26 protein-coding genes are annotated in these 25,899 nt (G+C 45.2%); 2 read left to right on the forward strand and 24 right to left on the reverse strand.

Going from position 1 to position 25,899, the window contains the following annotated elements; all coding sequences use genetic code 11:
* Nucleotides 1-208: 208 nt before the first annotated feature.
* Together esaA and NSQ26_RS10080 are read left to right on the forward strand one after the other, a co-directional pair.
* On the forward strand, nt 209-3,148 hold the full coding sequence (gene esaA, locus NSQ26_RS10075; RefSeq protein WP_499718064.1) for a type VII secretion protein EsaA: 2,940 nt from the start codon (nt 209-211) through the stop codon (nt 3,146-3,148).
* Nucleotides 3,138-3,602 carry a type VII secretion EssA family protein gene (locus NSQ26_RS10080; protein ID WP_499718065.1) on the forward strand — a complete coding sequence of 155 codons (465 nt, stop codon included), beginning with the start codon at nt 3,138-3,140 and terminating at the stop codon, nt 3,600-3,602. Before esaA ends, NSQ26_RS10080 begins: the two co-directional genes overlap by 11 nt.
* 228 nt (nt 3,603-3,830) lie before the next feature.
* Here NSQ26_RS10080 and NSQ26_RS10085 read toward each other — a convergent pair whose 3' ends face one another.
* The 24 genes from NSQ26_RS10085 to NSQ26_RS10200 form a co-directional block, all read right to left on the reverse strand.
* Nucleotides 3,831-4,214: a hypothetical protein gene (locus NSQ26_RS10085; RefSeq protein WP_499718066.1), complete on the reverse strand. Its 384-nt coding sequence runs from the start codon at nt 4,212-4,214 to the stop codon at nt 3,831-3,833.
* A 467-nt stretch (nt 4,215-4,681) separates the two neighbouring features.
* The gene (locus tag NSQ26_RS10090; protein ID WP_499718067.1) at nt 4,682-5,419 is read right to left on the reverse strand and encodes a peptidoglycan recognition protein family protein; all 738 of its coding nucleotides are present in this window, start codon (nt 5,417-5,419) and stop codon (nt 4,682-4,684) included.
* Complete coding sequence (locus NSQ26_RS10095) at nt 5,419-5,820, reverse strand: phage holin family protein (RefSeq protein WP_499718068.1); 402 nt, start codon at nt 5,818-5,820, stop codon at nt 5,419-5,421. The genes NSQ26_RS10090 and NSQ26_RS10095 overlap by 1 nt, the downstream gene beginning before the upstream one ends.
* Nucleotides 5,821-5,876: 56 nt before the next feature.
* A complete protein-coding gene (locus tag NSQ26_RS10100; protein ID WP_499718069.1) occupies nt 5,877-6,899 on the reverse strand; it encodes a hypothetical protein in 1,023 nt (340 codons plus the stop codon).
* The gene (locus NSQ26_RS10105; RefSeq protein WP_499718070.1) at nt 6,896-7,921 is read right to left on the reverse strand and encodes a phage tail protein; all 1,026 of its coding nucleotides are present in this window, start codon (nt 7,919-7,921) and stop codon (nt 6,896-6,898) included. The genes NSQ26_RS10100 and NSQ26_RS10105 overlap by 4 nt, the downstream gene beginning before the upstream one ends.
* 9 nt (nt 7,922-7,930) lie before the next feature.
* Complete coding sequence (locus NSQ26_RS10110) at nt 7,931-8,758, reverse strand: phage tail family protein (RefSeq protein WP_499718071.1); 828 nt, start codon at nt 8,756-8,758, stop codon at nt 7,931-7,933.
* A gap of 2 nt (nt 8,759-8,760) precedes the next feature.
* Entirely contained in the window at nt 8,761-13,377 is a 4,617-nt protein-coding gene (locus NSQ26_RS10115; RefSeq protein WP_499720039.1) for a phage tail tape measure protein, read from the reverse strand.
* 237 nt (nt 13,378-13,614) lie between these two features.
* Nucleotides 13,615-13,980, reverse strand: coding sequence for a phage tail assembly chaperone G (gene gpG, locus NSQ26_RS10120; protein ID WP_499718072.1), 366 nt, complete (start codon nt 13,978-13,980; stop codon nt 13,615-13,617).
* Between the two features lie 89 nt (nt 13,981-14,069).
* A complete protein-coding gene (locus NSQ26_RS10125) occupies nt 14,070-14,639 on the reverse strand; it encodes a major tail protein (RefSeq protein WP_499718073.1) in 570 nt (189 codons plus the stop codon).
* Nucleotides 14,640-14,659: 20 nt separating this feature from the next.
* Nucleotides 14,660-15,049 (reverse strand): hypothetical protein, encoded by a 390-nt coding sequence (locus tag NSQ26_RS10130; protein WP_499718074.1) that lies wholly within the window; start codon nt 15,047-15,049, stop codon nt 14,660-14,662.
* A complete protein-coding gene (locus NSQ26_RS10135) occupies nt 15,046-15,420 on the reverse strand; it encodes an HK97-gp10 family putative phage morphogenesis protein (RefSeq protein WP_499718075.1) in 375 nt (124 codons plus the stop codon). Before NSQ26_RS10135 ends, NSQ26_RS10130 begins: the two co-directional genes overlap by 4 nt.
* On the reverse strand, nt 15,421-15,729 hold the full coding sequence (locus tag NSQ26_RS10140) for a phage head closure protein (RefSeq protein WP_499718076.1): 309 nt from the start codon (nt 15,727-15,729) through the stop codon (nt 15,421-15,423).
* Nucleotides 15,722-16,030 (reverse strand): head-tail connector protein, encoded by a 309-nt coding sequence (locus NSQ26_RS10145; RefSeq protein WP_499718077.1) that lies wholly within the window; start codon nt 16,028-16,030, stop codon nt 15,722-15,724. The genes NSQ26_RS10140 and NSQ26_RS10145 overlap by 8 nt, the downstream gene beginning before the upstream one ends.
* A gap of 1 nt (nt 16,031) precedes the next feature.
* Entirely contained in the window at nt 16,032-17,027 is a 996-nt protein-coding gene (locus tag NSQ26_RS10150) for an Ig-like domain-containing protein (RefSeq protein ID WP_499718078.1), read from the reverse strand.
* A gap of 84 nt (nt 17,028-17,111) precedes the next feature.
* Nucleotides 17,112-18,251, reverse strand: coding sequence for a phage major capsid protein (locus NSQ26_RS10155; protein WP_499718079.1), 1,140 nt, complete (start codon nt 18,249-18,251; stop codon nt 17,112-17,114).
* A complete protein-coding gene (locus NSQ26_RS10160; protein WP_499718080.1) occupies nt 18,252-18,977 on the reverse strand; it encodes a head maturation protease, ClpP-related in 726 nt (241 codons plus the stop codon).
* 34 nt (nt 18,978-19,011) lie between these two features.
* Nucleotides 19,012-20,211 (reverse strand): phage portal protein, encoded by a 1,200-nt coding sequence (locus NSQ26_RS10165; protein WP_499718081.1) that lies wholly within the window; start codon nt 20,209-20,211, stop codon nt 19,012-19,014.
* A gap of 22 nt (nt 20,212-20,233) precedes the next feature.
* Nucleotides 20,234-21,943 (reverse strand): terminase large subunit, encoded by a 1,710-nt coding sequence (locus NSQ26_RS10170; protein ID WP_499718082.1) that lies wholly within the window; start codon nt 21,941-21,943, stop codon nt 20,234-20,236.
* Nucleotides 21,921-22,238, reverse strand: a complete 318-nt coding sequence (locus tag NSQ26_RS10175; protein WP_499718083.1) for a P27 family phage terminase small subunit — start codon at nt 22,236-22,238, stop codon at nt 21,921-21,923. The genes NSQ26_RS10170 and NSQ26_RS10175 overlap by 23 nt, the downstream gene beginning before the upstream one ends.
* 107 nt (nt 22,239-22,345) lie before the next feature.
* Nucleotides 22,346-22,681: an HNH endonuclease gene (locus tag NSQ26_RS10180; protein WP_499718084.1), complete on the reverse strand. Its 336-nt coding sequence runs from the start codon at nt 22,679-22,681 to the stop codon at nt 22,346-22,348.
* Nucleotides 22,656-23,417 (reverse strand): DNA-methyltransferase, encoded by a 762-nt coding sequence (locus tag NSQ26_RS10185; RefSeq protein WP_499718085.1) that lies wholly within the window; start codon nt 23,415-23,417, stop codon nt 22,656-22,658. Before NSQ26_RS10185 ends, NSQ26_RS10180 begins: the two co-directional genes overlap by 26 nt.
* A gap of 429 nt (nt 23,418-23,846) precedes the next feature.
* Complete coding sequence (locus tag NSQ26_RS10190; RefSeq protein WP_499718086.1) at nt 23,847-24,224, reverse strand: hypothetical protein; 378 nt, start codon at nt 24,222-24,224, stop codon at nt 23,847-23,849.
* Between the two features lie 4 nt (nt 24,225-24,228).
* The gene (locus tag NSQ26_RS10195) at nt 24,229-25,596 is read right to left on the reverse strand and encodes an SNF2-related protein (RefSeq protein WP_499718087.1); all 1,368 of its coding nucleotides are present in this window, start codon (nt 25,594-25,596) and stop codon (nt 24,229-24,231) included.
* Nucleotides 25,593-25,871, reverse strand: a complete 279-nt coding sequence (locus NSQ26_RS10200) for a PDDEXK family nuclease (protein ID WP_499718088.1) — start codon at nt 25,869-25,871, stop codon at nt 25,593-25,595. The genes NSQ26_RS10195 and NSQ26_RS10200 overlap by 4 nt, the downstream gene beginning before the upstream one ends.
* Between the last annotated feature and the right edge of the window lie 28 nt (nt 25,872-25,899).

The raw sequence follows: 25,899 nt of genomic DNA on the forward strand, positions 1-25,899 counted from the left end.
CAAATATAACATGATGCTGGCAGCTCTGCCAACCCCCTTTAAGCGATATATAAGAAATGTTACAAAAACTTTATAACTTACTTATGTCTATTTCTTTTTTCTACTATTTTCTACATTTATTTCAATGGATTTTCGTAAGCGCTTGCAAAATCCCTGACGTTTCCCCCATAATAGACGTATCTATCATTTTCGAAGGAGGGTACATACTATGATAAGAAAAAGCATGATCACATTGCTCATCGGCATTTTGGTCATTGTTGCGTTGTCGTTTGTATTTTTTAACTATATCGGATCAGAGCCGACGTTCCAGCCTAAAAACACGACCGATCAAATTGCCATTGTCAATGAAGATGCTGGATACGAGCAAGATGATACTTCTGACCCCGTCACGTTAGGAGAAGACTTAGTGAAAATGATTCAGGACGGGGAATCTGGGTACGAATGGCCCACTGTCATTAGAAATCGTGCACAAGAAGGAATTGAAAACAAAGAGTATGATGCGGTTATTTACATCCCCTCTACTTTTTCAGCCGACATTATGTCATTCAAAGATACTGCACCAAGTGTCACGAATATTCGGTACGAAATGTCACCTCACCTAAACGCAAAGAATCAGGAACGTGTCCAGAAAGAATTGGAAGCCGCGCAACAACAGTTAAATGGACGAGTAACAGCAATGTACTGGCGCTATGTCAGTGAAGAAGTGCACGGGGTGCAAACAAACTTTGATGAAATCGTAGACAAAGAGGTTAATTTTTTAAATGAAATGCATGCCTTTTACGCGCCAAGCTCAAAAGAACTTGGTGAAGAAATTGACCGCCAGCGTGAACGTATCAGCCGACTCTTTGTGAATTCCGACGAAGCAACAGGCATTGCTGGTAACTCCCAAAACAATCTTGAAGAAGCGCAAAAATCCTTTGAAACATTAACTGAAAACATTGACACCTACCTCAAATATCAAGATGAACTCACCACAACATTGCTTGCGACAGATAGCGAAAACGAAAAACTTGTAAACGATGCAGCAACAGAATTTCAAGCGCTACTACAACAAGGAGAACAGAATATCAGAGAAGGGCAGGAACCTTTTCAACCTAAGCTGGACAATACAGGAGAAAATGTCCTTGACTACCTCCAGACTTGGAATGAAAACACGCATGAATTTGGACGGCGTATGAATGAATTTAGTGCAAGCTCAAACACACATTTCTTGGCAATTGATACCGAAGTCGATAACTTGCCTACTTATGGACGACAGGCCATTGCAATGTATAATCGGAACGTCAATTCAATCAATTTTGTAGATGCGCGCGCTGAAGCTAAAGCAATGCGTGAAGGATTGATCCAAGAACAAGGGAACAACGGACGGACACGTCCAGAAGAACCAGAAGGCTTGGAATCCCTAGATGATGATTTCCTAGCGAAGGCCCAAGCTCACGTACAATCTTTAAAACCGTTGCTAGAGACACTGAAACCCGAAGAAAAAGTTGATCCCTCGCCGCCGCCAATAGATGAAGATGAAGATTCAACAACTGACGAAACCGAATCTGAGACGGATGAAAGCAATCGCTCCGATGAGGTAAACAATGAGAATGACGCGCCGCGTGATGCGTGGAGAGAAGCGACGGGCTTGTTAGGAGAACTGGAAACAGAGTTGACGGCACGTCAAACGAATATAGAAGAAATCGTACCAAAGTATGTCGCGTACATGGAACAAATCTCCGGCTACATCACTTATCTTGAAGCGCATGTTGGACAAGATGTTCATGCATTGCTTAACGAGATTTATAACCTTGAGAAGAGAATTGTTGAAAGAGACCCGCATCGATCACTTGCGCCACTACCGATTGATGAACCAATTAAAAGCCGCAATGTGCGCGAGTTGACACAATACCACGCCTCTCTTGCCCGCCTTGATCTCTGGTTAGGTTTATATTTGTCAGACCAGATCAACAACGAGAAGGCACAAGAAAGCGTTGAGAAACATTTAACAGCACAAGATTTACGCGAGAAGATCACTGCATCCAAAGAGAACACATCTTCTTTCATGGAGCGATACCAAGATATTGAAAAGATGAAGGAGTTTTCAGAGGGAACACAAGCTGAATTTAATCAATTGATGCAAGACACCAACGAAGTGCTCCGAACGCTGGAACAAGACATCGCCGAACAACAACAATTTGTGCGTACAGAGCTGAGTAACACGTTAGAAAGCGCACGGAATGTAGACGACACATTGCGAAACGGCCGCGTCGCACTCGAAGTCGAAGCGGGGCCAATTGAAGGATTAGATGGCAACTTAGTACAGGCAAGCCAACAATCCTCCCTAAGTGAGATCGAGCAACTAGGCCAATCGGTGCAATCACTCGGCGAATATCAAGATGACTTGATCGGATCAACGGAAGATATGTTTAAGCAAGTCTCCTCCGTGCAAAACAAATCAGATGATCTCAACGAGCGTTGGAAGAATAGCGTTGACACGACAAAACTTGTCCACGGTGATATGAATGCCATCCTCGGTAACGCCATCAACGACGGCTATTACAATGACAGTGTATACAAACACTTGTCTAATCCAGTCAATGTTGCTGGAGATACACAAGTAGAAGGGCCGTCTGAACCATTTACACCACCAGTGGTGATGCTCGTCGTGATCTTGCTTGTAAGTCTCTTAATAGGTTACTTGGCACATCACTACGGACACTTGCCTATTCCGGTGCATCTCTCACTTTACGGGATTTTGTCTATCGCACTTGGACTCATCATCAGCATCTACGGTTTAAGCATTTACACAATGACTGATGCACAATCCATTCAATGGACAATTATTACCGTACTGCTTGTCCTTGCGACGACAGGGGTAATACGCTTATTGCATATGGTCGGACCGTGGATGGGCGCACTTGGTAGCGTAGTGGTGATCTTCTTATTCACGGCACCGCTACTCGACATGGCACTGCCAAACTTTAATTCTGCCAACCCTATAGCTGAACTATTCATGTCGATTCAGCATAAAGAGCAAAAGCTATTTGTGCCAGGTACGGTGATACTCGCCGCGATCACGTGTCTTGCGGTTGCAATCCCCGTAGTCAAGCATATTCGTGAGAAACAAAAGCTACGTGCAGAGGATGAAGAATATGAAGCTTAAACGTTTGATTGTTTGTTTCGGTGCCATGGCGATGGTTCTAGCAGGACTCTCGCCCCTCTCTTTCGGGGCAGAAGAATCCACGCGAACAAATCCAGCCGAATACCAAACGCGCGATATTCAACCAGATTTAAAAGACAACACCGCTAAAGATGAGAAACAAGAACCCGTACCAGAAGAAGTGAATCAACTAAAGTTCAATCAATCGCTAGAACAAGAATATAATGAAATGGTTGGTGCCCTCTCTCTCAACGGCGAAGATGCCATCACAACAGAAATTGTGGCGAGTCATATTGGGTTGTTTAACAAAGCAATCACTTTTCCACAAAAAGTAATTGATGATGAGGGATCGTCTGTCGCTTGGCTCCCTTGGGTGTTAGGTACTGTTGTGGCCGGACTCCTCGTGACATTGTTTGTATATATCTTGCCTAAAGGGTTTAGTATGACTGAACAATAAAATTTGCGAACCACCTGTCGTCCGTGGCAGGTGGTTTTCATATTAAAAAGCTGCCCCAAACGGAACAGCTTTTTGCTTTAATTTGTCGTGACGGGAACTCCTCCTCCGGTCACATGTACATCTCTGTTCGTCATTCCAACCGTTAAACATGCCGGGCACACATAAAAAAGACCCCGCTCAAATGTGAAGTGAGGTCTTACTTGTATGAACGATACACTAATTAATTGCTTAAGTATGTGACTCAGTCCTTGGCGTACCGCCTCCTGTAGGTTCGACCTCTGCATTAGACTCAGCAGTTGGGATTCCAGGACCGGCAAGTGCAACCTCTGTTTGACTCGTAGCCGCTGGATGACCTGGGGATCCCCCTCCATTAAGCTCGACTTGTTGCCTATCAATATCTGGTTTTCCTCCTCCAGTGGGTTCGATCGCGCCATTCCACTTAGCAGTTGGGATCCCGGGACCAGCAAGTGCAGCCTCTGCTTGGCTCGTAGCAGCTGGATGACCTGGTGATCCCCCTCCATTGAGCTCGACTTCTGTAGCTTGTGCGCCACTGGCGAAAACTAGACTAGACGCAATTAAAACCGCGGAAAAAGTACTTTTTATCATTTCCATTATGCTTCTCCTCCTAAATCAGTTCTAGGAAACTCCAGTTCTCGACGAATAAGCGTTGTAAGTATGCACAACTCCTTTTTCCAACTTTCCTCTGCTTACTTCTGCATAATTCTCCAGTTTCGGCTAAATTACTTTCCTGCAGTTGAGTCATTCGACGTTATCAACTGGCATTCCTGCTAATAAATTGACTTTTCGTACGACAATATTCGCAGTAGTGCGTGAGCGCTTTTTTATTGCTATGGGGATGAATTGAATCACCTCCTATATGTGCATAAATTTGTTGATAAGGTGTGCATAACTTGTTAATTAACCCACAATGAGTACCATTTTTGGTTAGCGAATTAAGTAGATCCTCTTTTCAGAAATAGACAATCAAAGACCTAAGAAGGCAAAACCTCAGGTTGCCGCATAATAAAAACAACAGCCCGAGAGGCTTTATCCCTTATTTAGTTAAACCTGATGATGAGCTACTTCCGAAAAACCTTTGCCCCTGTGCTAGGTGCCACATAAATATTACGTTTACCGCGCCCGGTTTTTATCGTCACCACGTGTGGATATGGTTTTCCTAAGACTTCATATGTCAGACCGCTGTAACGAGCAGGTGTCAAAGACCAATCTGAGTTCTTTTTCACAGGCGCTACGTTCAATTTATAAGTCCGCCAAGTTTTAGCCGTTTTCGGTAAATGCACATATTCCTTTGTCTTCTTGCTTTTTGAACCTGAACCACTTGATGATGAGCCGCCTTTAATTAATTTTTTAAAAGCTGACCATTCTTTCAACAAACGCGCTGGACACTGTTTGCCGGTCCAATACTTGTGCGTCACGACATTCCCTAAGGAAACGCCATGTTCCTTCATTAGTTTCTTAATCAACCATGCCGCATTTTTCTTCGTCTGTTCAAAGTTGCCGTCTTTATTAACGCACAACTCTACGCCAATACTTTGGCGATTACCAGTCGTCCCCGCATGCCAAGCCAGTTCGTCTGTTGGCAAGTGTTGAATGATCTCACTATCATCAACTGTAAAATGCCACGAAACTGAACGACGACGTGCATCTGCACCTTTTACGTAACGGGCATGGCTCTTAGCATTTGCACCTTTTCCAGTGTTTGCTGTTTCATGTACTGTGATGTGCGTTGCTTTAATCTTCTGTCCTGGTCGATTGCTCGACCTTGATGAAATAAAATCCTTTTTGATTGCGACCATTATTGTTCACGCTCCTCTTCTTCTTTTTCAAAGTCTCGTAGTTTATCCTTAATGATCGTTGGAATTGGTAATCCAATCTGTGCCGCATTCTCTACGATGCTCAACGCTTCGTTAAGCAAATAGAAAACCACTGTTGCTGTTACAACCATGCCGTTTAGTTCGAGTGCAACGTCAATCACATTGGCCAGAATGATGATCCCAAAAATGCCAATCTTACGGGCATAGCCGATCAGCGAGACACGGCTGCGCAATTCTTTATTTTGAATAGCTTTTAAAATACCTGTCACTACATCGATAACCATCAAAAGCAATAACAGATCTAAAAACTTCACCGACCCAAATAAATACAGCTTGGCTACTTCCAAATGCTCCATGTTAATCAAGAATGATGCGTGTTCCATTTAATCAAATCCTCTCTTAGTTTATAAGCATTAAAAAAAAAGGCCTTCTCAGCCCATTAAAAAATCTGCCCGCCTGCATAAGTACGATCTGGATTGTCGGCCTTGACGGGGTGATCTGCGCCCATGACAATAGATCGCGCGCATACCAGTACACGGTTGTTATTTTGCCCTGTATTGTTTGGACTAAAAGTCGTCATCCCTGCAAAGTTTACACGTACGCATTCAAACTGATTTGCGAAGTGACTATAATATACCCGCCCATTTGACGCACTCGCATATATGGTAATATTGTCTGTTGATTGTGCCCTATCCGCAAAATGGCACAGATTCACTGCATAATATTTTACACGCTCAAAAAACAAAGTCACAGGTCGTTCTTCTTCCAACTTTAGACCAGAATTCGCTGTATTCATTTGATCAATCCCGTTGATGCGGACATAACCGGCGCAATCAATCGCCATAATCGATCGCACATAAAACCCTGTTGGTTTACCGACCTCAAGCGTTTCTAAGTTTGTCGGTAATACCTCGATTGATGGCGCATTAGTATTGGCAATCACCACGTCTTCATCATAGACGGCGGGCGTGCACACGACATACACTTTGTTCGCGACCACCATAGGGATAATGGATACGCCTTTCGAAATCGTCCGAAACGGTTTTTCATACGATCCATCCCCAGCGCTGTCACTACCCTTATCACCATCAATATAAATATACAAATCGGACTCATCCGCGCCGTATAGTCGCCTAAGTTGCTTTTGTAAATCAGAAGCGGTCGCCGCAAATTGCAATAATCTCGTATTTGTATCCTCTGTATTGCCCCTAACCCTCGCAAACTCCGCCCGCAAACGCGCCTGTAATGTCGCATACAATTGTTGGTCACTTCCTACACGGGCATCTACCACTTCTAACGGACTATCACCGCCACTATTTAAAACCAGGTTGTCCAGTCGTGCACGAATATTTGCGTCCTCGTGATATAGCCGTGCAATCGTTTCTTCCAACACACTCCAGTTGTCATTGGTGTCGTTGCGTAAATCACGACTTAATAGGTTCTGCCACCTCTTTAACCTCATGGCTTCGCTCCTCTCCATCGTTTTATATCTTTTGCTAGCTGAACTTGTATATCAAGGATCGTAGCCTTTTCATTGGACAGCGTGATTTCAGGCGGTGTTGATGTAAAGGGATACTGTTTGTAACCAACCAATTGCGTATCTATTTTAAGCCCCATCGGTTCATACACAATCACCCAGTACTCGCCTTTTTTAACAGGCTGATCTCTCTTTAGCGATGTACTCAATGAAATTGTGGGATAGTCTTGTAATTCCCGAGCAAGTTTCGCGCTCATACTTGCTTGATTCGTCATCCGTTCATCTGTAATTGGGGTTGCTTCGCGAATCCCCCATTTTTTTGCTTGCTCGCTTGTGTACGTGACAGGCGCAAAATAGTAACTGCCGTTTTCTTTTTGCTTCCCAAAACCTTTTATACGCGTTTTAAGTTGCGTCGTGTCCACCTGGGCTTGCATATCATCGGTGTTGTAGCGATAGCGAATGTATTTTCCTGTCTTCGCTCCATACTGATCACGTGCATAAAATGTGAGATGTTTGTTGTCTGCCACCATGACGGCATCATAATCTTTCATGACCTCCATACACCCATCAAGCAAGTTCTTTGCACCGAAATTTTCTTGTTCAACTGACGTAAACTCGCCTACCGTCCCCCATGTAAATCCGCTGTCATTGGCATCTAGCAAATGGCTTAAACACGCGGATATAGACAATTTCCCCGAACGAGTTTCATGCTTGAAAACGTCCTGCATCGTAAAATAAATATGCAATGCGGTCACGTCCTTTTGAATCGTACCCCCGATTGCTTTTGTTGTCATTTGCTTGATCACAAAAATTTGCTCGTTAAATGACATTGTTGACTCATGGGAAATTAAATCAAAGGCAAAAGCGTTTTTAGGTGTCTTAATCACCGAAAATTGTATTTGCCACTGATTATTCAGTGACCATTCTTCCGTAAAGGAAGCAGGATCAAAATCGGTTAATATTTCTGCATATGTTTGTTGGAAATTGGTGATCACGACTGTTTTCATTGCGCTCACCTACTGATACAAAAAGCGAAACAAGAAGCGTGCATAGACTTCCCTTACGCCTTGAATCTCTACTTTGTTCCAACCAGGACAGAGACTGATAAGCCCATGGTTGGTATCCCTTCCTGAGTGAATTCCGTTTCTTTTTGGATACACGCCGTCAATCTTAATTTCATCTGCTTTATTAAAGGCCGGCTCATATACAAATACGTCTGATGTATCATGGTTGACTACTCGCATCTGTCCTTCGCTCTCGCCTTTAATGATGATGACAAGTTCATGTTCTCTCGGATCAACAGGTATACCCCCAGCATTGTAAACAGAAAATTTATTTGTGTAGAAGGTGTACGTAAAATCGTCTCCAATCAAACCTTGTCCCGTCTGCCATAATGCCGAATCAAACGTAAACGCGTCTTGTGTCGTACCAACCGACTCGGCATAACCTTGAAAAGCATTAAATTCAATTGTAATTGTGGCATCTAGCAGATTGATCCTTGTATATTCAAACGGCTTCAAGTGCACAAGCCATCGCATGCCTGGCATCTCCGACCATGTGATGTAATAAGCTTCCCGTTGAAAAAATAGTTGCCAAATCTCCCGCTGTAACAATACATAGTCAACATCATCTCTAGCAGTAATCAAAAAAGTGGCGGTAAGGGTTCGAGGGCCAAAGGTCGTCCCCATGTCTAGTGCACCGTCCACACCTTCAAACGTTTGGTAATTTGTTGAGGGTTGAGGACTGCCCGTGTCAAAATCCACTAAATAATAGTCTTGTCCGCTACCAACTTCTTTTCGTGTGCCATTTTCAAAGTCTAAACGCAACGTTTGTGTAAGTGACAAGTCTACACCCCTCCCTGCCATGCTAAGCGCTGATATTGCTTGCCTTGACGACGGCTCACATCATCTGTGATCTTCTGACCATCTAAGTAGACATGTTGATCTTTTAACAACAACTGTTGTAATAAGTCAATCTGCTGTTGCATCATCGCCTGACCTTTTACGAGTTCTGCGATAATGTCCGTGTTGTCGTTTTGCACGTGCACTTGACCACCATGATCAAACCCAACAATCTCGTTCGCTTTCGCCAGAAGCTGCATCGCTCTGCTTCTTTTCGATCGGTGGAGTGGGATAATCGCCTCTGGCTTGTTTCCCTCACTGATCTCAGCGAGTTTATGTTTCAGGCTGAAACCACCATTTTCATATTTTGACGGGTTCAGTGGTTTGCCACCGCGACGGACTTCAAAATGAAGGTGCGGACCGGTTGAATCGCCAGTCGAACCAACCAAAGCAACAGTTTGTCCTGGTTTTACGGCATCGCCCAGACGCACCAAGTTACGACTATTGTGTGCATAGCGATACTCTAGTCCACCGCCACCTTTGACGATGACAATATTTCCATATCCACCCATTCGCCCACTGTACGAAACGCGTCCGCCTGATTGAGACGGGATGCGCGTGCCAGGAGGTGCGGCCCAGTCATCCCCGTTGTGGGCCTGAATTTTCCCTGTAATCGGGTGTTTCCGGCGCGGGTTAAACGATGATGATTTACGAAAGGGAGGTGGAAATCCATGACCACCACCGCCTTCTGGCATTCCCTCATTCATTTCCCCATCCACAAACGACACCATCTTGTTCTTTATGAACCCAAATGAGCCACGTGCGATTTTCCCGAAGCTACCGTTCATATCCGGCACTTCCACGCCCATGGTTTCAAGCACCTTGTCGAGAAGTTTTTTTGCACCATCCGTAACCCAATCCCATACGTCGATGGCACTATCCTTCAATGCTGATACGCCACCTTTTACAGTATTAGCAATGTTACTTCCTGCATTTTTAATCCAATCCCATGCACCAGTGCCATCCTTATAGGCAGGTAAAGCATGCAAGAGCGTGGCTGTATCACGACCACTTAAAACTTGCGTGCCTTTTGGCAAATTCAAAAGCGTGTCTGTCGCTGGGGACAATGAAAATTGACCGTCCGGATAACGGATCAGCTCAGGCTCACCGCCGTCTCCCACCACGGCTAAACCGCCAGGGTGTCCCTTTGTTCCTTTGGCGTACTCGGGCAGCTTCCACTTCGGTATTTTTGAGTCCACACCGACTTTATCTAAAATCCAGTTCACACCACCGATGACACCATTTACGCCTTTTGCAAGTCCTTCTAGTAGTAGCTTGCTGACTTCTTTGATTCCGCCACCGATGTTTTTTGCGGCTCTTTTCAATCCGTCTCCCATCTTTTTTGGCATGGCTTTAACCGTATCAATCATTTTTGAGATGATCTCTCCAACTTTATTGCGCATCCCATTAAAAATGTCGATGACGCGCTGCCGCATACTCCCAAAATAACTACGTACGTTGTCTACTGTTCGTTTTACAGGATCCACAATACGGGATCGTATTGCATCCCAAATACGTTTGACGGTGTCTCTTAAAGCTGTAAATACGGCAGTCGTCTGGTCCTTCATCTTAGTGAAATGTCTTGTCACAAAACCTACGACAGCACGAATGATGCTTGAAATAATATTGTTTACTGCTTTAATGACAGTGTGGATCACATTCTTGAATGCGTTGAAGATGCTTTTCGTGACATTGACCATGCCGGTAAAACTGTTCTTGACAAAGTTCACGACAAACTGAATGACTGTAGTAAAAATGGCTTTAATGCCATTCCACATGCCCCGAAAGAACCCCGTGAACATTTGTGCAAAACCAACGACACCTTTTAATAACCGCCCCCAAAACATCAGTTGTATCACGTTCCAAATGGCTTCAACAGCGCCAAAAAACAGTTGTTTAACGCCTTCCCACATCGCGCGGAAATCCCCCGTAAACAGCCCAGTGAAGATCTTGATGGTCCCCATAATGACGTTGAGCGCTCCGTTGATTACTCCCTTGATGTTCTCCCATACCATTTTGACAACAGATAATATGACATTGAATCCGAATTTAAAGGCTTCCACAACATAGGGTAAGACGGTTTTTCCTATATCAAATAGGAAAGAAAGTAATGGCTTTGCGACAGTCATCACCGCACTAAATACCGCTGTGACAACTGTTTTGATCCCTTGAAATGCATTTTGTAGCGCTTGGAGAATTTGGTTCCCGTTTTGATCCCAGAAAGCGCTCAACTGTCCAAACTTCTCTCTAGCAAAATCGGTCATGACTGATACTGCCTGTAAGACAAGTTGCTTTAGTGTTTGAAATACAGTTTTCACACCATCTCCAAAAACCTGTAATCTCGTTAACAGCTCAGGCGGCAGGATATTTTTCACATTTCCGAGGATATCTCCGCTGAAAAACGCTTTAATATTGCCAAAAGCTCGCATGATGGCTGCACCAATTTGATTAATGAACGCACGAAATGGTTCAATCTTTTTATAGGCGAGCACAAACCCTGCCGCTACAGCTGCTACCCCAGCGACAATAAGTCCAATTGGTCCCGTAAAAGCCAAAAACGCCACACGTAAGCCGCTAAAAATATTGCGAAGGATGCCGGCGACACCGCCCCATTTCCCCATCACGATGGACGCTTTTGCCATCACCCCAGCAATGGATGAAATCGACGCCGCAAATAGACCGAGCGTTAAAACAAGCGGACCAACTGCCGCGGCTAGTCCTGCCACAATCACCGTTCCTAGTTTCATGCCATCTGACATGCCACTAAACACGGTGATCACATTTGTGATATGCACGATCAATTCGTTTACCATAGGCAACAACAAATCACCAATTTGCAGCCCAAGGTCTTTCAGATGGTTCCATAAAATTTTCAGTTTCGAAGCCGTCGTTTCATAACGTTCAGCCGCTTCTTTTTCAAGCGCGGTATTCTCTTCCCAGCCGCGGTTTGCGGTTTCTAGCGCATCGTTTGCTAACTCACGCGCATTGGATGTACGTAAAATTGTATCTCGCAGTCGGATTTCAGATAGTCCCATTTCATCGATAATCTTGAATGCGGATTCTCCCTGTTCTGAAAGCTCACCTAAACCGCCAAGAAACATAAACACCGCGCTTGCGGCATCTTCTTCGAAGGCTTGTTTAAATTCCGATGTTGACATACCAGCTACATCGGAAAATTGTTTGAGCGACGCACCTCCCTCATCCACAGCGGCGGCGGTTTCAATGATCAACTTGGAAATCGCGGTTCCACCGGCTTCTGCATTGATTCCAACCGCGGTTAACGCAGTGGAGAACCCTAAAATATCCGCTTCGGTCATGCCAACTTGCGTCCCTGCGCCGGCTACACGGAGTGCCATCTCGCTAATTTCAGACTCCGTTGCGGCGAAGTTATTACCCAGCTCTACGATACTTGATCCAAGGCGGTCAAAGTTTTGTTGCGGCATTTTCGTGATATTGGCTAATCGCGCAAACGCAAAAGATGCTTGTTCGCTGGTTAAGTCTGACGCAACCCCCATCGCAAGCATCGTTTCCGTAAAACCTAAAACATTTTCTTTTTTGATGCCGAGTTGAGATGCTGCTGCGGCAACTTCATTAATTTCACTTGTCGCGACGGGGATTTCTTTTGATAGGTCTCGAAACGCCTGCTTAAACACTGTAAATTCCTGTGCTGTCGCATCTGTGACCTTCTTAAATCCGGCAAAACTGTCTTCAAACTCAATCGCCGCGGCAACGGCTGCGCCCACTCCTGCCACAATCGGCATCGTCACTTTTGTCGTTAGCTCGCGCCCTACATGTTTGAGTTGATCCGCCACCCCACGCATCTTATCACTAAAGTTCGTAAGTCGGTCGGCCGCATTAACGTAGGCATCGCCAACACCGCCAATTTGCTTTTCAAGATCGCCCAATTGTGCTTCCATGATCTTGTGGTTTGCAATGGCTTCTTTCACGACAACTTGTTGCTCTCTCGTTTCGCGTGCATCTTCACCTTTTACTGCAATGAGATCGTTTAGTTTCTCTTTTTCTTTATCAACGAGTTCTCCTTGCAGGCGGTGTTGTTCTGACAATCCTTCAAGAGTAGCTTTTGATGCGGCATACTGTCTACCTTGCATCTGCAATACAGAGACTTGCGCTTGCATGGACCTTCCGGCTTGATCAAGTTGTGTCCGTGTGTCTTGCGTTCCTCGCTTGTAATCACGCATCGCAATCTCTGCGTCTTCAAGTCGTTTCTGCATCGCTGACTGCTTTGCGACTGCGTCGTTGATCTGTGCGGCGTAGCGCTGTGCTTCTTTTGAGTTTTCGCCATAGTCATTTTTGGCTTGTTCATATCGCTCATGCAGGATGGCGAGTTGTTGTTCGTTGGCTGCCATGACTTTGGTGAGACCAGCCACTTTGGCTTCCATTGTTTTATAGCCGTCCCCAGCTTGGCTGATCACCGACATTTTTGCTTTAAGCTCATTTTGAGCGGTTTTTAATTGTCTTCTGATCCCATCAAGTGACCGTTGAAATTTTGTACCACTCATATCGAGCTCAATGATCATATTTCCCAGTGGTCTGCCTACCATCGCCAACGTTCCTCACCTACCTTGCACGAGTTTCCTATTATATAGTGTTGAAAAAATCTTCCGCGCTCATGAGCTTTCCTTTTGATCTTCTTGTTCGGCTACTTCTTGACGCAGCTTTTGTCTCCATCAATCGCATAAAGCCGTTGATGTCCATCCGATCAATTTCATCGTATTTGTAGCCACTTTCCATTAAGTCAAGGTACAAGAGATCTAACTGCTCGAGGTATTGTGCATACGTCAGCGGTGTGGTGTCTGGTGGATCGTTTTCTGATTCTGAACTTTTTTTTCGCCGCCCATGATCTGCGTAACAGCCTCCGCTATTTCATCCGCAATTTCACTTGATGTAAACCCACGCCAGATCATCTCGGCAGTCACAACACCGCCATCAAAGCAACTGGCCACAAACTGCACCATCTTCTCGAACATCATGGCTTCGCTTGTTTCTGATGCTTCTGCTTGGATTTGTAAAAGCCTCCGAAGTACACTTGCCTCTATATGTTGCTGCACATACGTATGTTCTTCGCGCTTTACATCTCCGTGTTCATCTAAGACGACTTTTCCTTCGTCATTGCGTACCGCGGGTCTTAATGTCATTGTCAACATTTTAAAACTCCTCTCTTGTCTCCCCCTATGACCATGTAAGCGTGACTTGATCTGCACTCACGCTCTTTTCGGTCAATCCTCGGGGCGGATTAGGGTGTCTCGACGTAACCTTGAAACACATCTTTTTCAAATGCTTCCAGCGTAAAGCCTTCTGTATCAGACCGCGCTTTCCAAAAGGCATAGCCATCACTTCGTCGCGCCACAAAGGTTCCACTAATTTCATCCGTATTAAGTTCTGCGCCTTTATCCGTACTTGTCGCCAAAGATTGATCAGGATAAGACATCTTTCCTTTTAAGAGCGCCAAATATAAATCCGAGCCAGTACGTGTAGCGGCAGAAAGAATAATTGAAATGTATGGCGCAACCGTCTTTGCGCCGAGCTTTTCAACTCCGTTTTCTACTGTCACGCCTAGAATTTTGTTTACCACCTCTGTCCCTAAATCGACCACTTGAAGGGTCAATTCAGGCGTTCCTGTCCCAATCGCCGAGACATAGAACGGCGCGTTATTGGCGTACGTTGTGTTGACAGGAGCTCCTAAACCAGAAATTCCCGCTTCAATCGCGCCCGCATCTGCGGTAATATCAATCACTTCTTTGATCTGTTCGGTGTCTCCGTCGTGGATGCCAATTTTAATGCCGTCAAATCCGACACTTGCCATCGTTCATCACCCCTTTGTTTTCATGTTTGTAACGTCGTTGTATATCTTCTTGCTAATCTTAGCAGCGAAATATCAGGGTCTTTATCGAGTGCAGAGGTACTAAGCGCCCATTGATGCCCTGACATGACTGCATCTAGTGCATTCCGAATCGGCTTCAACATTTGAATGTCTGTTCCCCATACGTCTATTTGCACCGTTTGTCTTAACTGAATCGCTTCATTTGTGGCGAAGCCCGATTGGTACTCACCTATCTCGTTTATTCGGATCATCGGTGCGTTTTCTACCTTTTGATAGTCTTCTGGCACACCTAAGGTGTAAATATGCTCCACATTGACCAGATTGATGATCGCCTTACTTCCCATTAAAAGATCATACACACGCTCCGCCGGCAACTTTTCTTTCTCCATCACAAGCCTAGTCCTCTCTTGATTTCTGTCTCCATAATGTGGATGACTTGAGTGGACATTTCTCGCTCCGTTTGAAGGATAAAGTGCTGCGGATTCATTTTAATCGTACCCATCTCCACAAAATGTGCACGCCAGTAAGTGTCTTTGCCATAACCGATCACAACGCTTCCATCTTGTTTGACGCCAGAAATTTTCACGTCGTCTTTTAAGTGCTTGCCACGGCTCTTTTTATCTTCCGGCGTGTTTTTTTCTAAGCGATCCGCCACTGCGACCGCCGCGGCGCGTAACGCTTTGTTTCTTACGCGCTTTTCTCGCGCGGCCAACTGTCGCAAATGACGATCGATCTTATCCCCGCCGCGAACCTCTACACTCATTTATGTGACCTCCCTCGCAATAACGGTCATGAATGCTTTATGTCGTAAGTCTGGGTTGATCTGGATAATCTCGTATTGTATCCCTTGATGTTTGATCACCATGTCATTTGTGATTGCTTGCCGTTGTTGATGGCGAACCACAAATGTGACAGTGTTCTCGAGCTTTGTACCAACCGTTGCCGTGACTTCCCTTAAATACTGCGTCATCATCATAGCCCAACACGAAAACACCTCTTCATAAGCCAATTGAGGTGTCCCATGCTGGTCTTTTCTCGCTATTTTCTTGAGAAAAACAATACGTTCATTCATCTCTCCTGGATTGGTAATGGGCATCACGCCACCCCCGAACCTTTAAAACAAGAGGCACAACACCGTGCGGAATGTCATGAAATGGCTTTTCTGACGTGGCAGAACGCGTTTTGTACCAATGGCTGATCAAAAGTAACACTGCTAATGTGAACGGCTTGCATTCTGACAGTTGATCCTTTGTCAAACGCCTATCAACAGCATCAATAATGTAGTGCTCAGCTACCTCTTGAAGGAAAAGTAAGTGTTCATCATCTGCATCATGATCAATGCGCAGATAGTTCTTAATCGCTTCAAGCTGCATCTTACTTACCTTCTTTTTCTTTACCGTCATCCGGTGGTGGCGCTGGTGGTGCTGTCACTGTCACGGCGCAAGTGGCTGTTTTGCTTGTATCACCTTTAGCAGTAGCCGTCACCGTTGTTTTCCCTGCTTTGACTGCTTTTACTAAACCATTTGCATCGACCGTTGCAATAGAAGTATCAGCGCTTTTAAATGTCACCGTCTTATCATCGGCGTTATCTGGTTTCACGGTTGCCTTTAACGACTGTGTTTTTCCTTCTTCAAGTTCCATTGTCGTGGGCGTGACGCTAACACTTGCGACTGGTACTGGTTTTGCCTTCACCGTGATTTTTGATGTCGCTGTTTTGTTTCCGTCTTGGGTTTTTACAGTGATTTGCGCTTCTCCTGGTTTCACTGCCGTGATTAAACCGTCTTTATTTACCACTGCGACTTTATCATCTGATGATGTGTAAAACACCTGTTTGTTCGTTGCATCATTCGGAGCCACTGTCGTTTGTAACTGCACGGTCTTTTCTACTTCAAGTTCCATTGTCGTAGGCGTGACGCTAACACTTGCGACTGGTACTGGTTTTGGTGTAACCGTGATTTTTGATGTTGCTGTGTGGTTGCCATCCGCTGTTTTCACTGTCACTGTAACTTCACCTTGCTTCACCGCTGTTACCAAACCAGAGGTATTGACCGCAGCCACTTTCTCATCCGACGAAGTGTAGGACACTTGTTGATTTGTAGCATCAGGAGGTGCCACTGTCGCTTGTAACTGCACAGTCTTGCCTTCTTCAACCGATACCGTCTCGGGCTTAATTGTCACTCCCGATACGGCAATCGCTTTTGTACGTACAATCAATTCATCCGACAGCGCTGACTCACCGTGTTCATTCTCGCTACTCACCTGATAATGATATGCTGTGTCAGGCTTTAAGCCTGTGTCTGTATACGTTTGTTCTATTACGTTGCTCGCGATCTTTTTTCCATCGCGATACACATGATACGTTTCTTCCATTGTTCTTGTCCCCCTCTCCCCTATGACCACTCTAATGCAACTTCTTTCGTGTTGACTTTAGTTGCTGTCAATCGCTGGGGTGGTTTAGGGCGTTGCATTGACTTTTGCAATCCGAAATGCTGATTTTAACTTGATTTGGTGGTCAAACCAAGCCGTGATCACAAACAATTCGATACCTGTCTTCACGTCTTTATCACGATCATAGAGCACCTGCGGATCATAATTGTAATGGCTATACGTAAAGTCTCCTACGATAGGATCGACAGCGGAATCGGAAAACTCAACCGGCTTGCCTAGCACCGTTTCTGGCGGCGCACCATATAAAGTCGCATTTTGATTTGCGAGCACCTCGATGATATCGGAGTAATCTTGGTAGCGCATGACGACCTTGGCATTGTCACGGTAGTCCTCATGCAAGTCGGCAATCGCCGCTTTAATCGCTTTATATTTGTCACTCCCAGTGACTTCTTTAATCCCCGTCGCGTAAAAAGACATGTGCTCTTCGCTTGCTTTCGGTTTTTGTTCAAACGCTACTTTCTTTTCTTTTGCCGCCACACCAGATTCAAGCGCCTGATCGACCATCTGTACTAAATTCGTGTCCGTTGCGGCAAGAATCGTCTCCGATAAAGGTGCCATCACTTTAAACTTGTGACGACCAAACGTGAGCACATTCCCTTCTGTCTTCAACTCTTTTGCGGTTTCGGTATCGGCAATAAAGTCATCGTCATCAAGCTGGAAACTGACTTTCGGAATCTCTAAATTCGTCACATTTGTAAACGTGGATACGTTCCGTAACGGGTTCTTCACAAACGGTTCATGCAACAATTCTGTCGTCATCGTCGTAGGCAGGATTTTTTCACCGCCCGTGTTGTTTTGATCCCCTAAGATCGCTTTTGCTTCTTCAGATAATGGTCGTTGACGTGCCGTTGCACGGTATAATTCCGCTTTTGCGGCTTTCATTCTTGCTTTTGGATCGTGCTCATGGGCAATGACTTGCCGTTGTACTGCTTGAAAAGATGCTTTTTGTGCTTTTTCCATCTCATCATGCTTTTCTTTTAATAAGTTGAATCGTGCTTGCATATCATCACGAGAGGTTTTTAATCGTTCTAAGTCTTCTCGCGTCGTCTCCGGATCAACAGCCTTTTCTGTAATTTGAGTGTCTAACGCAGCCAAGTGATCGCCCACGGTTTTTACATTGTTCTTGAGTTCAAATAAGGTCTTCATCTACAGTCCCCCTAAGTATGTTTTCACTGCTTGTGCATTTTCCAAAGCGTTTTTCATGAGCTTTTCACGGAATGACCGATCCTCTGGCAAAGGTTTCTGGTTAAATAGTTCTTTTGGTGTCTTGTCATACCTGCCAACTAGAGATTGTTTCGAAAAAGCAGCCATATCCACAGCTTTTTCAATCGTGTCACAAAATCCATAGTCCACACACTCTGTAGCACTGAGCCAGCTTTCTTCATTTAGAAGCTGCTTAAGTTCATCTTCCGATAACGCTCCCCCAGCGCGATCTACATAACACTGGATCAAGGATTCATTGATTTTCTCAAGTCTATTGGCAGTTTCTCTTAATTCGTTGAAGTCGCCCGCTGTGATCATCCAAGCATTATGGATCATCATCATTGCATTGGAAGGCATATGAATCGTATCTGCCGCCATGGCAATGACCGATGCGACGCTTGCCGCAATGCCATCTACATGCACGTGCACATGAGCTTGGTGACGTTTAAGCATGTTATAAATAGCCACGCCTTCAAACACATCACCGCCTGGGGAGTTAATAAACACATTCAATGTTTGAATGTCTCCAAGCTGATCCAGCTCGTTTTTAAAACTTTTTGCGGAATGTGCTTCGTATCCGCCGCCCCATGAAGCAATCTCTTCATAGAGATATAAATCGGCCGCGCTGTCAGCCTTGGCTTTGAATTGCCAGTATTTCTTTCCTGTCACGTTGCCCCTCACCTCCTTTGCCAAATTAAAAACACTACTCTTCTTGAGTGTGCTTTGTTGGATGGTCTTCATATGTTTTTTGTATTTGCGCCAAAGGCATCAGGTCTTTACTAACGAGTAAAATATCTCCTTCGGGCACCGGTGGCAAGTCTTCATAGCCGCGAATTTCATTCGGCCGCAGCCATGAATTCCGCACGCCTTTTTGGTAAAACTCGCCGCGTGTCTTGATGTCACCTCTTAACAACCCTGCTACATTAAACTTGTGATAATAACCCGCTTTCCGCTCTTCCACCGACAACAGTTTCCGATCAAATTCTTGTTCGTACTGCCGGACAATCGGCATCAATGTATTTTGGACATAGTCTAGATTGGACTGTTCCATGCTGCTATAGCTCACACCGTCTGAAACCCCTAACATATGCTCAGGAACGTTAAAAACGAGTGCGACGCGTGAACGGGTGATTTTCTCAACTTCAAACACTTCTGGCTTGATAAATTCTTTCTTGATCGGTTCAATCTCGACGCCTGGTTCCTGAAATAAGATGCCGCCGTTCTCTTCGTAAAACCTGCGAAAATTCTCGACTACGTGCTGTTTCTTTGCTAAATCCACTTGTGCACCGTATTTCAAGATAAAGGATTCAATCGCACCATTCATTTGTTTCATTGAAAACTGTCGTACTTCAGCGTCATACGTGATCGTGTTATCAAGCACTCGGATTGGGTTAATCCCCAACCATCCGTTTGTATGGATATGTTTTACGTGGATCATGTCCAGATGATGAACGTAATACATATCTACACCTCTTACCTCATACCATAGTTCACCTGTTTCAGCGTGAACGATCGGACGGACATGATCTGGATTCAATACCACAAGCTGTTCAATTTGCCCGTAAACACCAGGAATTTTAATTGCATACCCATTTCCTTTTACATTCCGGTGCGTCTCAAGCAGTCGGATAAAATCAAAAGAGGTCTGATTCGGATTCGGGCTATTTGCGACTAATTCATGCATCGGGTGATCGGGGCTGGCTCGATAATCTTGATAGAGCTTTAACGGTAATACAGACATGGAATTGGCTAGGCGATTGACTGCCGCAAAGATCGTTTCATTTGTGGCGAGCGTACGGTTCTCTACATGAAAGCCACTCCCGATGCGCGTTCTCGTTCGTTGCTTCACGTCCGTTTTCTTTCTCCCTCTAAGTATGTTTTTTAACTTTAACCACGGCTTCAAACAATCACCTTCTCCACTTCACTCACCTACCCATAATATCTTTGATGGATAACACATCAATCTCACCTGCCCCCGCCGGAGATACAAATTGCCCCATCACATGCATATGGGCATTTAACAACGCCGCAAATCCGTCTATTTTACGGTAGCGGTTTGATTTTGTCGGCATGACATTGTTGTTTCGATCCCTTACAAGTTCAACATTGTTGATATACCAGCGTAACAGAGGGTTGTTGTTAAAAATCACTTTTCCATCGAGAAACAAATGCTTCAAGTCTTGCATCGCTGGCCCTAGTGTGGCAAAACCTTGGCGCACCACTTCTGTTTCAAAGCCGTTTGCCTCAAGTGCTTTATTCAAGCGAAAGGCTTTTGCAGGATCGTAGGCGATTTTCTCAATTTGAAACTGATTCCTCTGTTCTAATAACCACTGTAAAACGGTTTCCTCGTCGATATAGTCGCCCTCACAAATTGTAAGCAATCCTTGTTCAGCCCATTCGCGATACGGGATTTTCTCATTTCCTTGGTCAACCTTCTTCCGTGGAATCCACGAATGAGAAATCACAAACACTTCGCCAGTTTCCACCACTGGAAATTCGAGCACCGCACTTGTAAAATCTTCTGTTTCCGATAAATCATAAGACGCGATGCACGGCTTCCCGTAAAATAAAGAGGGATCAAGCTGTTTGTGATTGCGTTTCAAGGTGTCGAAGTCCAAAAAAGACAGCTTACTTGCATGAACAAACCAATTGAATTGTTTCGTAATGAAGTCTGTCCGTTCCTCTGGCGTGCGCTTATCTTTTTGCCAGTCTTCCTGTAAGATATCAAGATCAAGCGACACGCCCATATTCGGATTGGCTTTAATCCACGTTTCCGGCTGATCAAATTCTTTCTCATCGTCGAGCTCTGCCATATAGTAAAACGTTCGCTCATCGGCAAGTGCGCCTTCTAGTACATCTGCGGCTTGTTCGTAGTAGTTGACGAGCGGCCCATCTAGCTGATAACCGGCCGTCGTGATATACAAGATTAACGGTTGCTTTCTGGATCCCCGTGATTTCTTGATAATATTAATCAACTTGTAGTCTTTAAACTCATGGATTTCATCAAAAATGCCCAGGTGCGTATTTAAACCGTCCAACTTGTCACTATCTGAGGCCCTGGGTTCCATCTTGGCAAACGCCTTTTTATACAAAATCTCAAATCGTAATGGGGTGTAATGTCTACGTAGTTGTGGGGATGTCTTCACCATCGCTTTTGCTTCTTCAAAGATGATGCTGGCTTGTTGCTTACTGTTTGCGAGTAAGTAAATATCTGCCCCGCTCTCCCCGTCTTTTCCTAGCGCATAATTAGCTAACCCAGAAATCATGGTCGATTTACCATTTTTACGTCCAACAAAAATAAGCCCTTCACGGAAGCGCCGAATACCTGTGTCTTTGTGTACCCACCCGTATAATGAGCCAATAATAAAGTGTTGCCACGCTTGAAGCACTAGTTTGCGCGTCTCCCCTTTTGATGGTCGACAAAATTGCTCGATAAAGCGGATCGGCTTGTGTGCCTTTTCCTCTAAAAACACCCACGGAAAATCTGACGTCCCTTGCTTTTCAAGATCATTTAAGTGACGTCTAGCAGCCAAAATGTTTTTCTTACTCGCGATAATTTCTCCACTCACCACTTGCTCGGCATAATGCGTCGTTAGAAGTTCGGGCGATGCTTCAATCAAATTTGTCAAATTCATCTGCTTCACTACTTGCCGCGCGTAACTTCTTTCGCTGTGCAGGTGTCAAACCAAGTGATTTCAGTAGATTATTCAGCGTTTGTACGGTTTTTGTGAGTTCAATCGAGAGGGGATTCTTCACAAGATTTGTCGCACCTGCCTTGTTGGTATAAGACATCATGAGTTGCGTTTCTTTCAGCTCCTTTTGGAGACGTGCGTAAAAAGCATGTGTCTCTACGTACAAACCAATTAACTCCTCATCGCTTTCTTCGTAAATCTCTCCAAGATATTCCCGTAATTTTTCTGCCGTTACCATTGTGCATCGTTCCCCCTCTCGTGGAAAAACTTCCAGCGGTGGAAGCGAAGGCCCCCATCGGTCATTTTACGTCCCACCCATAACTTTTAGGCGTAGGGGCGGGCTTTTCAGAACCTTTCTGGATTGCTTTTTTCTGTAATCATACGCACATGTCGTTTTTCCAGCGGCTTCATCTTGTTTGAATGTATTTGATTATGACAGCTAAAGCAAAGGCTCACCAAGTTTGTTAAATCAAGCGCTAATTCTGGGTGATCTTTCAAATATTTAATGTGATGCACCGTTTGTGCGCTGGTAATTGTGCCATTGTCAAAGCAATGACGACACAGGTGATCATCTCTATTCAAGGTTAGTCTTCTTGCTTTTTGCCATGCCTTGCTGTTATAAAAACGTCTTGATTCTTGATCACGCTTGTACTTGTCATAGTACCGTTGGGACTCGTTCATCTTTCTGTAATGACGCCCCCTGCACCGTATTCTCTATTCGGTCGTTTGCCATCTTCACGTAGTCTTTTTCCATCTCGAATCCGATAAAGTTTCTTCCTAGCTGCTTTGCGGCGACAGCTGTCGTGCCGCTTCCCATGCAGCTGTCTAATACAAGGTCACCTTCGTTCGTGTACGTTTTGATCAACCACTCAAACAATTCGACCGGCTTTTGTGTCGCGTGCCCGCCTTTCACACGCTTGTTTGGGATTTCTACGATTGTCGTAGGGTTGCGCTCGCCCGTAGGATTCTCGATTGGCATAGGTTTCATCTCACCGTAATTGGTACTGACGCTATTCGTCTTAGATTTATAAGGCTTCCCTGGTGTTTTTTGTGGGTTATATGTCGGCAGCTTTTTGTAAAACACGAGAATGTCCTCGTGACGCCTCATCGGCATTCGTCTAGCGTTTAAAAAATTCGTTGCGATCTTCTTATCCCAGACCAACGAATAGCGAAAAATGTCCGGCGCGTATGAAATAAGTGCAGTCGCAAACGGTTGCGTGGCCGTCAGAACAATCGCACCGTGGTCTTTTATGATGCGCTTGTACTGTTGCCACAAAAAACCAAGCGGTAGCTGTGTATCCCAGTCATTACCTGTGATCCCGTAAGGTGGGTCGCACAAGATCATGTCGACTGACGCGTCTGGTATTTGTCGCATCCCATGTAAGCAGTCATCGTGGTAAATCTTATTCAAATCCATATCTTCTCTCCTTCAAAATCATCCGACCCATTTTTTAAGGCAGATGCTCATCTCTATGTTAAGCGCCAGATGCGCGAAATTCTTTGACACAAACACTATACCATCCGAGTCAAGTTCTTGGTATCATCTCGCCTAATCCCTCTGGCGCTCGGATTTCTTTGTCACTGACACTATAGCATGCCAGTCAAGCCCTTGGTATCATCTCACCTAATCCCTCTGGTGCTTGGATTTCTTTGTCACTAATACTGTAGCACATTCAAATCAATACGTGGGTATCATAAAAGTATCAAGTTTTTTGTCCTTCTTCAAAACCAAAAAGCACCCGCCCAAAATAGGACAGATGCCTTTATCTATATCAAACGTCGGGTGCTCGGATTTCTTTGATATTACCACTATAGCACATCAGAGGTGTAATGTGGGTGTAATGTTTTACTTTATTTTTGCGCTCACCTGTTTGATTCGATCAAGAGAATACCCTGTTTCTCTTGCAACGTCCTTTAGTGGCTTGCCTTCCACGTAGCGTTTGTAAGCCACTTGATACTCCAAACCGTCCAGCTGGCTTAGCTTGTACTCGATCTCTTTTTTCTGATACTCCAATTCTTCCAGCCCTTTATGCATCTCGCTCAAACGCTCATTCAGCCTATCCACTCGTGCTGCCGCATTATCAAGCGGCACCTTGTCAAAAAACTTCCCACCGGTCCACCAGTTATCCCTCTCAGCTGTCGTCACCTCGATCAGATCCTTGAGGATACTCACTTGCTTGACTAACTCGTTATACGTTCGAATCACCGCTCGTGTTGTGCTCATGTTGTCATACCTCCGTGTGTATGTTCTCTAGTCTCGCTTTTACCGCAGTAAGCAGTTGATTTTGTCCGGTCGCTTTTCTCTTGAGTGCAGCCATGATGTCTTCGTCTAGCGTGCCTTGTGCCACCAAATGGTGCACAACCACGGTGCGCGTCTGTCCTTGGCGATGCAGTCGTGCATTGGCTTGTTGATACTCTTCGAGAGACCAGGTCAATCCAAACCAGACAATCATATGCCCACCGTCCTGCAAGTTTAGTCCGTGACCAGCGCTTGCCGGATGCGCTAGCATCATCTCAGTCTTTCCCGCATTCCAGTCCTCAATGTCCGCAGGCTTGTCCAGCGTACGCGCTTGTTTAAATCGTGCCTTAATGCGTTCTAAGTCGTGTCGGTATTTATAAAAAACAAGGATAGGATTGCCTTGTGCCTGTTCGTGTATCTCTTGTAGCGCATCGATCTTCGCACTATGTAGCTCTTGCACTTCGTCATCTTCGTCATAGACGGCCCCGTTTGCCAGCTGCACGAGCTTGCCCGCCAATACGGCTGCCGTATCGGCGACAACGTCTGCCGCGTCTGCAAAAGAAAGCAGGAAATCACGCTCCAATCGCTTGTACATCTCCCAGGGCTTTCCGCTCATACGTACAGACACGACATTATCAACTCGCTCCGGCAATTGCAAATAATCTTTTGCGGCCATTGAAATGGCAATATCACCTATACGCTTATAAATCAACTTCTCCGCGCCAGTTTTCAATATCCAGTTATAGACGATATGCCCTTTTCTTGCGCCTGGCAAGAAGTAGGTGTCTCGGTAGGCAGTCATTGTACGCCCCAACCGCTTACCTTGATCCAGCAGATACATTTGCGGCCAGAGATCTAGCAGACTATTTGGTGCTGGCGTACCTGTCAACCCTACAATCCGGTCAATGTACGGCAATACTTTTCGTAACGCTCGGAACCTCTTGGCTTTACTGGACTTGAAACTGGACAATTCATCTACGATCACCATGTCAAACGCCCAGCCTGCTTTGTAATGATCGACCAACCACTCTACGTTTTCGCGATTGATGACATAGATGTGCGCGTCTTGTTCTAACGCCTGCACGCGCTCCTTTTGACTTCCTAGGACTTTGCTTATCTTGAGATACTTAGTGTGATCCCATTTATCGGATTCTCTTGACCATGTATCTTCTGCGACTCTTTTGGGAGCTATCACTAGCACACGTGCCACATCGTAATAGTCATGCATCAGGTCAACAATGGCTGTGAGTGTTGCAACCGTTTTGCCTAGCCCCATATCGAGCAGGAGCGCGGATGCCCTGTTCTCAATGACGTGCTGGATAGCATATTCCTGATAGGGATGAGGTGTAAACTTCATGGTCCCACCTCCCTCAACAACTGATCAATCGATGCCAAAGAGTCAATCACATATACCTGGCATCCTAACTGCTCGAGTTGTTGTTTGCGCTTGAACTGCAAAGCTCTAAGCTTCTGCCCCGGAGTTTTCACCTCGGCGAAAACAATCCGTCCCATCGGGAATATAATCAGTCGGTCGGGCACACCCGACATGCCTGGCGAAACGAATTTCAGTGACTTCCCGCCCCATGCTTCCACTCTGTGTTTCAGTCTTTTTTCTAGTTGCGATTCTCTCATGTTCTGACCTCCGCTTCTCGGTGAGTAC

Origin of the sequence: Bacillus sp. FSL W7-1360, from assembly GCF_038592975.1 — a bacterium.
GTDB classification, from domain to species: domain Bacteria; phylum Bacillota; class Bacilli; order Bacillales; family Bacillaceae_D; genus Shouchella; species Shouchella lonarensis.

What these genes read in the sequence shown, in the direction of transcription:
- esaA (WP_499718064.1), top strand. Translation starts at nt 209, where the DNA reads ATGATAAGAAAAAGCATGATCACATTGCTCATCGGCATTTTGGTCATT.
- NSQ26_RS10080 (WP_499718065.1), top strand. Translation starts at nt 3,138, where the DNA reads ATGAAGCTTAAACGTTTGATTGTTTGTTTCGGTGCCATGGCGATGGTT.
- NSQ26_RS10085 (WP_499718066.1), bottom strand. Translation starts at nt 4,214, where the DNA reads ATGGAAATGATAAAAAGTACTTTTTCCGCGGTTTTAATTGCGTCTAGT.
- NSQ26_RS10090 (WP_499718067.1), bottom strand. Translation starts at nt 5,419, where the DNA reads ATGGTCGCAATCAAAAAGGATTTTATTTCATCAAGGTCGAGCAATCGA.
- NSQ26_RS10095 (WP_499718068.1), bottom strand. Translation starts at nt 5,820, where the DNA reads ATGGAACACGCATCATTCTTGATTAACATGGAGCATTTGGAAGTAGCC.
- NSQ26_RS10100 (WP_499718069.1), bottom strand. Translation starts at nt 6,899, where the DNA reads ATGAGGTTAAAGAGGTGGCAGAACCTATTAAGTCGTGATTTACGCAAC.
- NSQ26_RS10105 (WP_499718070.1), bottom strand. Translation starts at nt 7,921, where the DNA reads ATGAAAACAGTCGTGATCACCAATTTCCAACAAACATATGCAGAAATA.
- NSQ26_RS10115 (WP_499720039.1), bottom strand. Translation starts at nt 13,377, where the DNA reads ATGGTAGGCAGACCACTGGGAAATATGATCATTGAGCTCGATATGAGT.
- gpG (WP_499718072.1), bottom strand. Translation starts at nt 13,980, where the DNA reads ATGTTGACAATGACATTAAGACCCGCGGTACGCAATGACGAAGGAAAA.
- NSQ26_RS10125 (WP_499718073.1), bottom strand. Translation starts at nt 14,639, where the DNA reads ATGGCAAGTGTCGGATTTGACGGCATTAAAATTGGCATCCACGACGGA.
- NSQ26_RS10135 (WP_499718075.1), bottom strand. Translation starts at nt 15,420, where the DNA reads ATGAGTGTAGAGGTTCGCGGCGGGGATAAGATCGATCGTCATTTGCGA.
- NSQ26_RS10140 (WP_499718076.1), bottom strand. Translation starts at nt 15,729, where the DNA reads ATGAATGAACGTATTGTTTTTCTCAAGAAAATAGCGAGAAAAGACCAG.
- NSQ26_RS10145 (WP_499718077.1), bottom strand. Translation starts at nt 16,030, where the DNA reads ATGCAGCTTGAAGCGATTAAGAACTATCTGCGCATTGATCATGATGCA.
- NSQ26_RS10150 (WP_499718078.1), bottom strand. Translation starts at nt 17,027, where the DNA reads ATGGAAGAAACGTATCATGTGTATCGCGATGGAAAAAAGATCGCGAGC.
- NSQ26_RS10155 (WP_499718079.1), bottom strand. Translation starts at nt 18,251, where the DNA reads ATGAAGACCTTATTTGAACTCAAGAACAATGTAAAAACCGTGGGCGAT.
- NSQ26_RS10170 (WP_499718082.1), bottom strand. Translation starts at nt 21,943, where the DNA reads ATGAATTTGACAAATTTGATTGAAGCATCGCCCGAACTTCTAACGACG.
- NSQ26_RS10175 (WP_499718083.1), bottom strand. Translation starts at nt 22,238, where the DNA reads ATGGTAACGGCAGAAAAATTACGGGAATATCTTGGAGAGATTTACGAA.
- NSQ26_RS10180 (WP_499718084.1), bottom strand. Translation starts at nt 22,681, where the DNA reads ATGAACGAGTCCCAACGGTACTATGACAAGTACAAGCGTGATCAAGAA.
- NSQ26_RS10185 (WP_499718085.1), bottom strand. Translation starts at nt 23,417, where the DNA reads ATGGATTTGAATAAGATTTACCACGATGACTGCTTACATGGGATGCGA.
- NSQ26_RS10190 (WP_499718086.1), bottom strand. Translation starts at nt 24,224, where the DNA reads ATGAGCACAACACGAGCGGTGATTCGAACGTATAACGAGTTAGTCAAG.
- NSQ26_RS10195 (WP_499718087.1), bottom strand. Translation starts at nt 25,596, where the DNA reads ATGAAGTTTACACCTCATCCCTATCAGGAATATGCTATCCAGCACGTC.
- NSQ26_RS10200 (WP_499718088.1), bottom strand. Translation starts at nt 25,871, where the DNA reads ATGAGAGAATCGCAACTAGAAAAAAGACTGAAACACAGAGTGGAAGCA.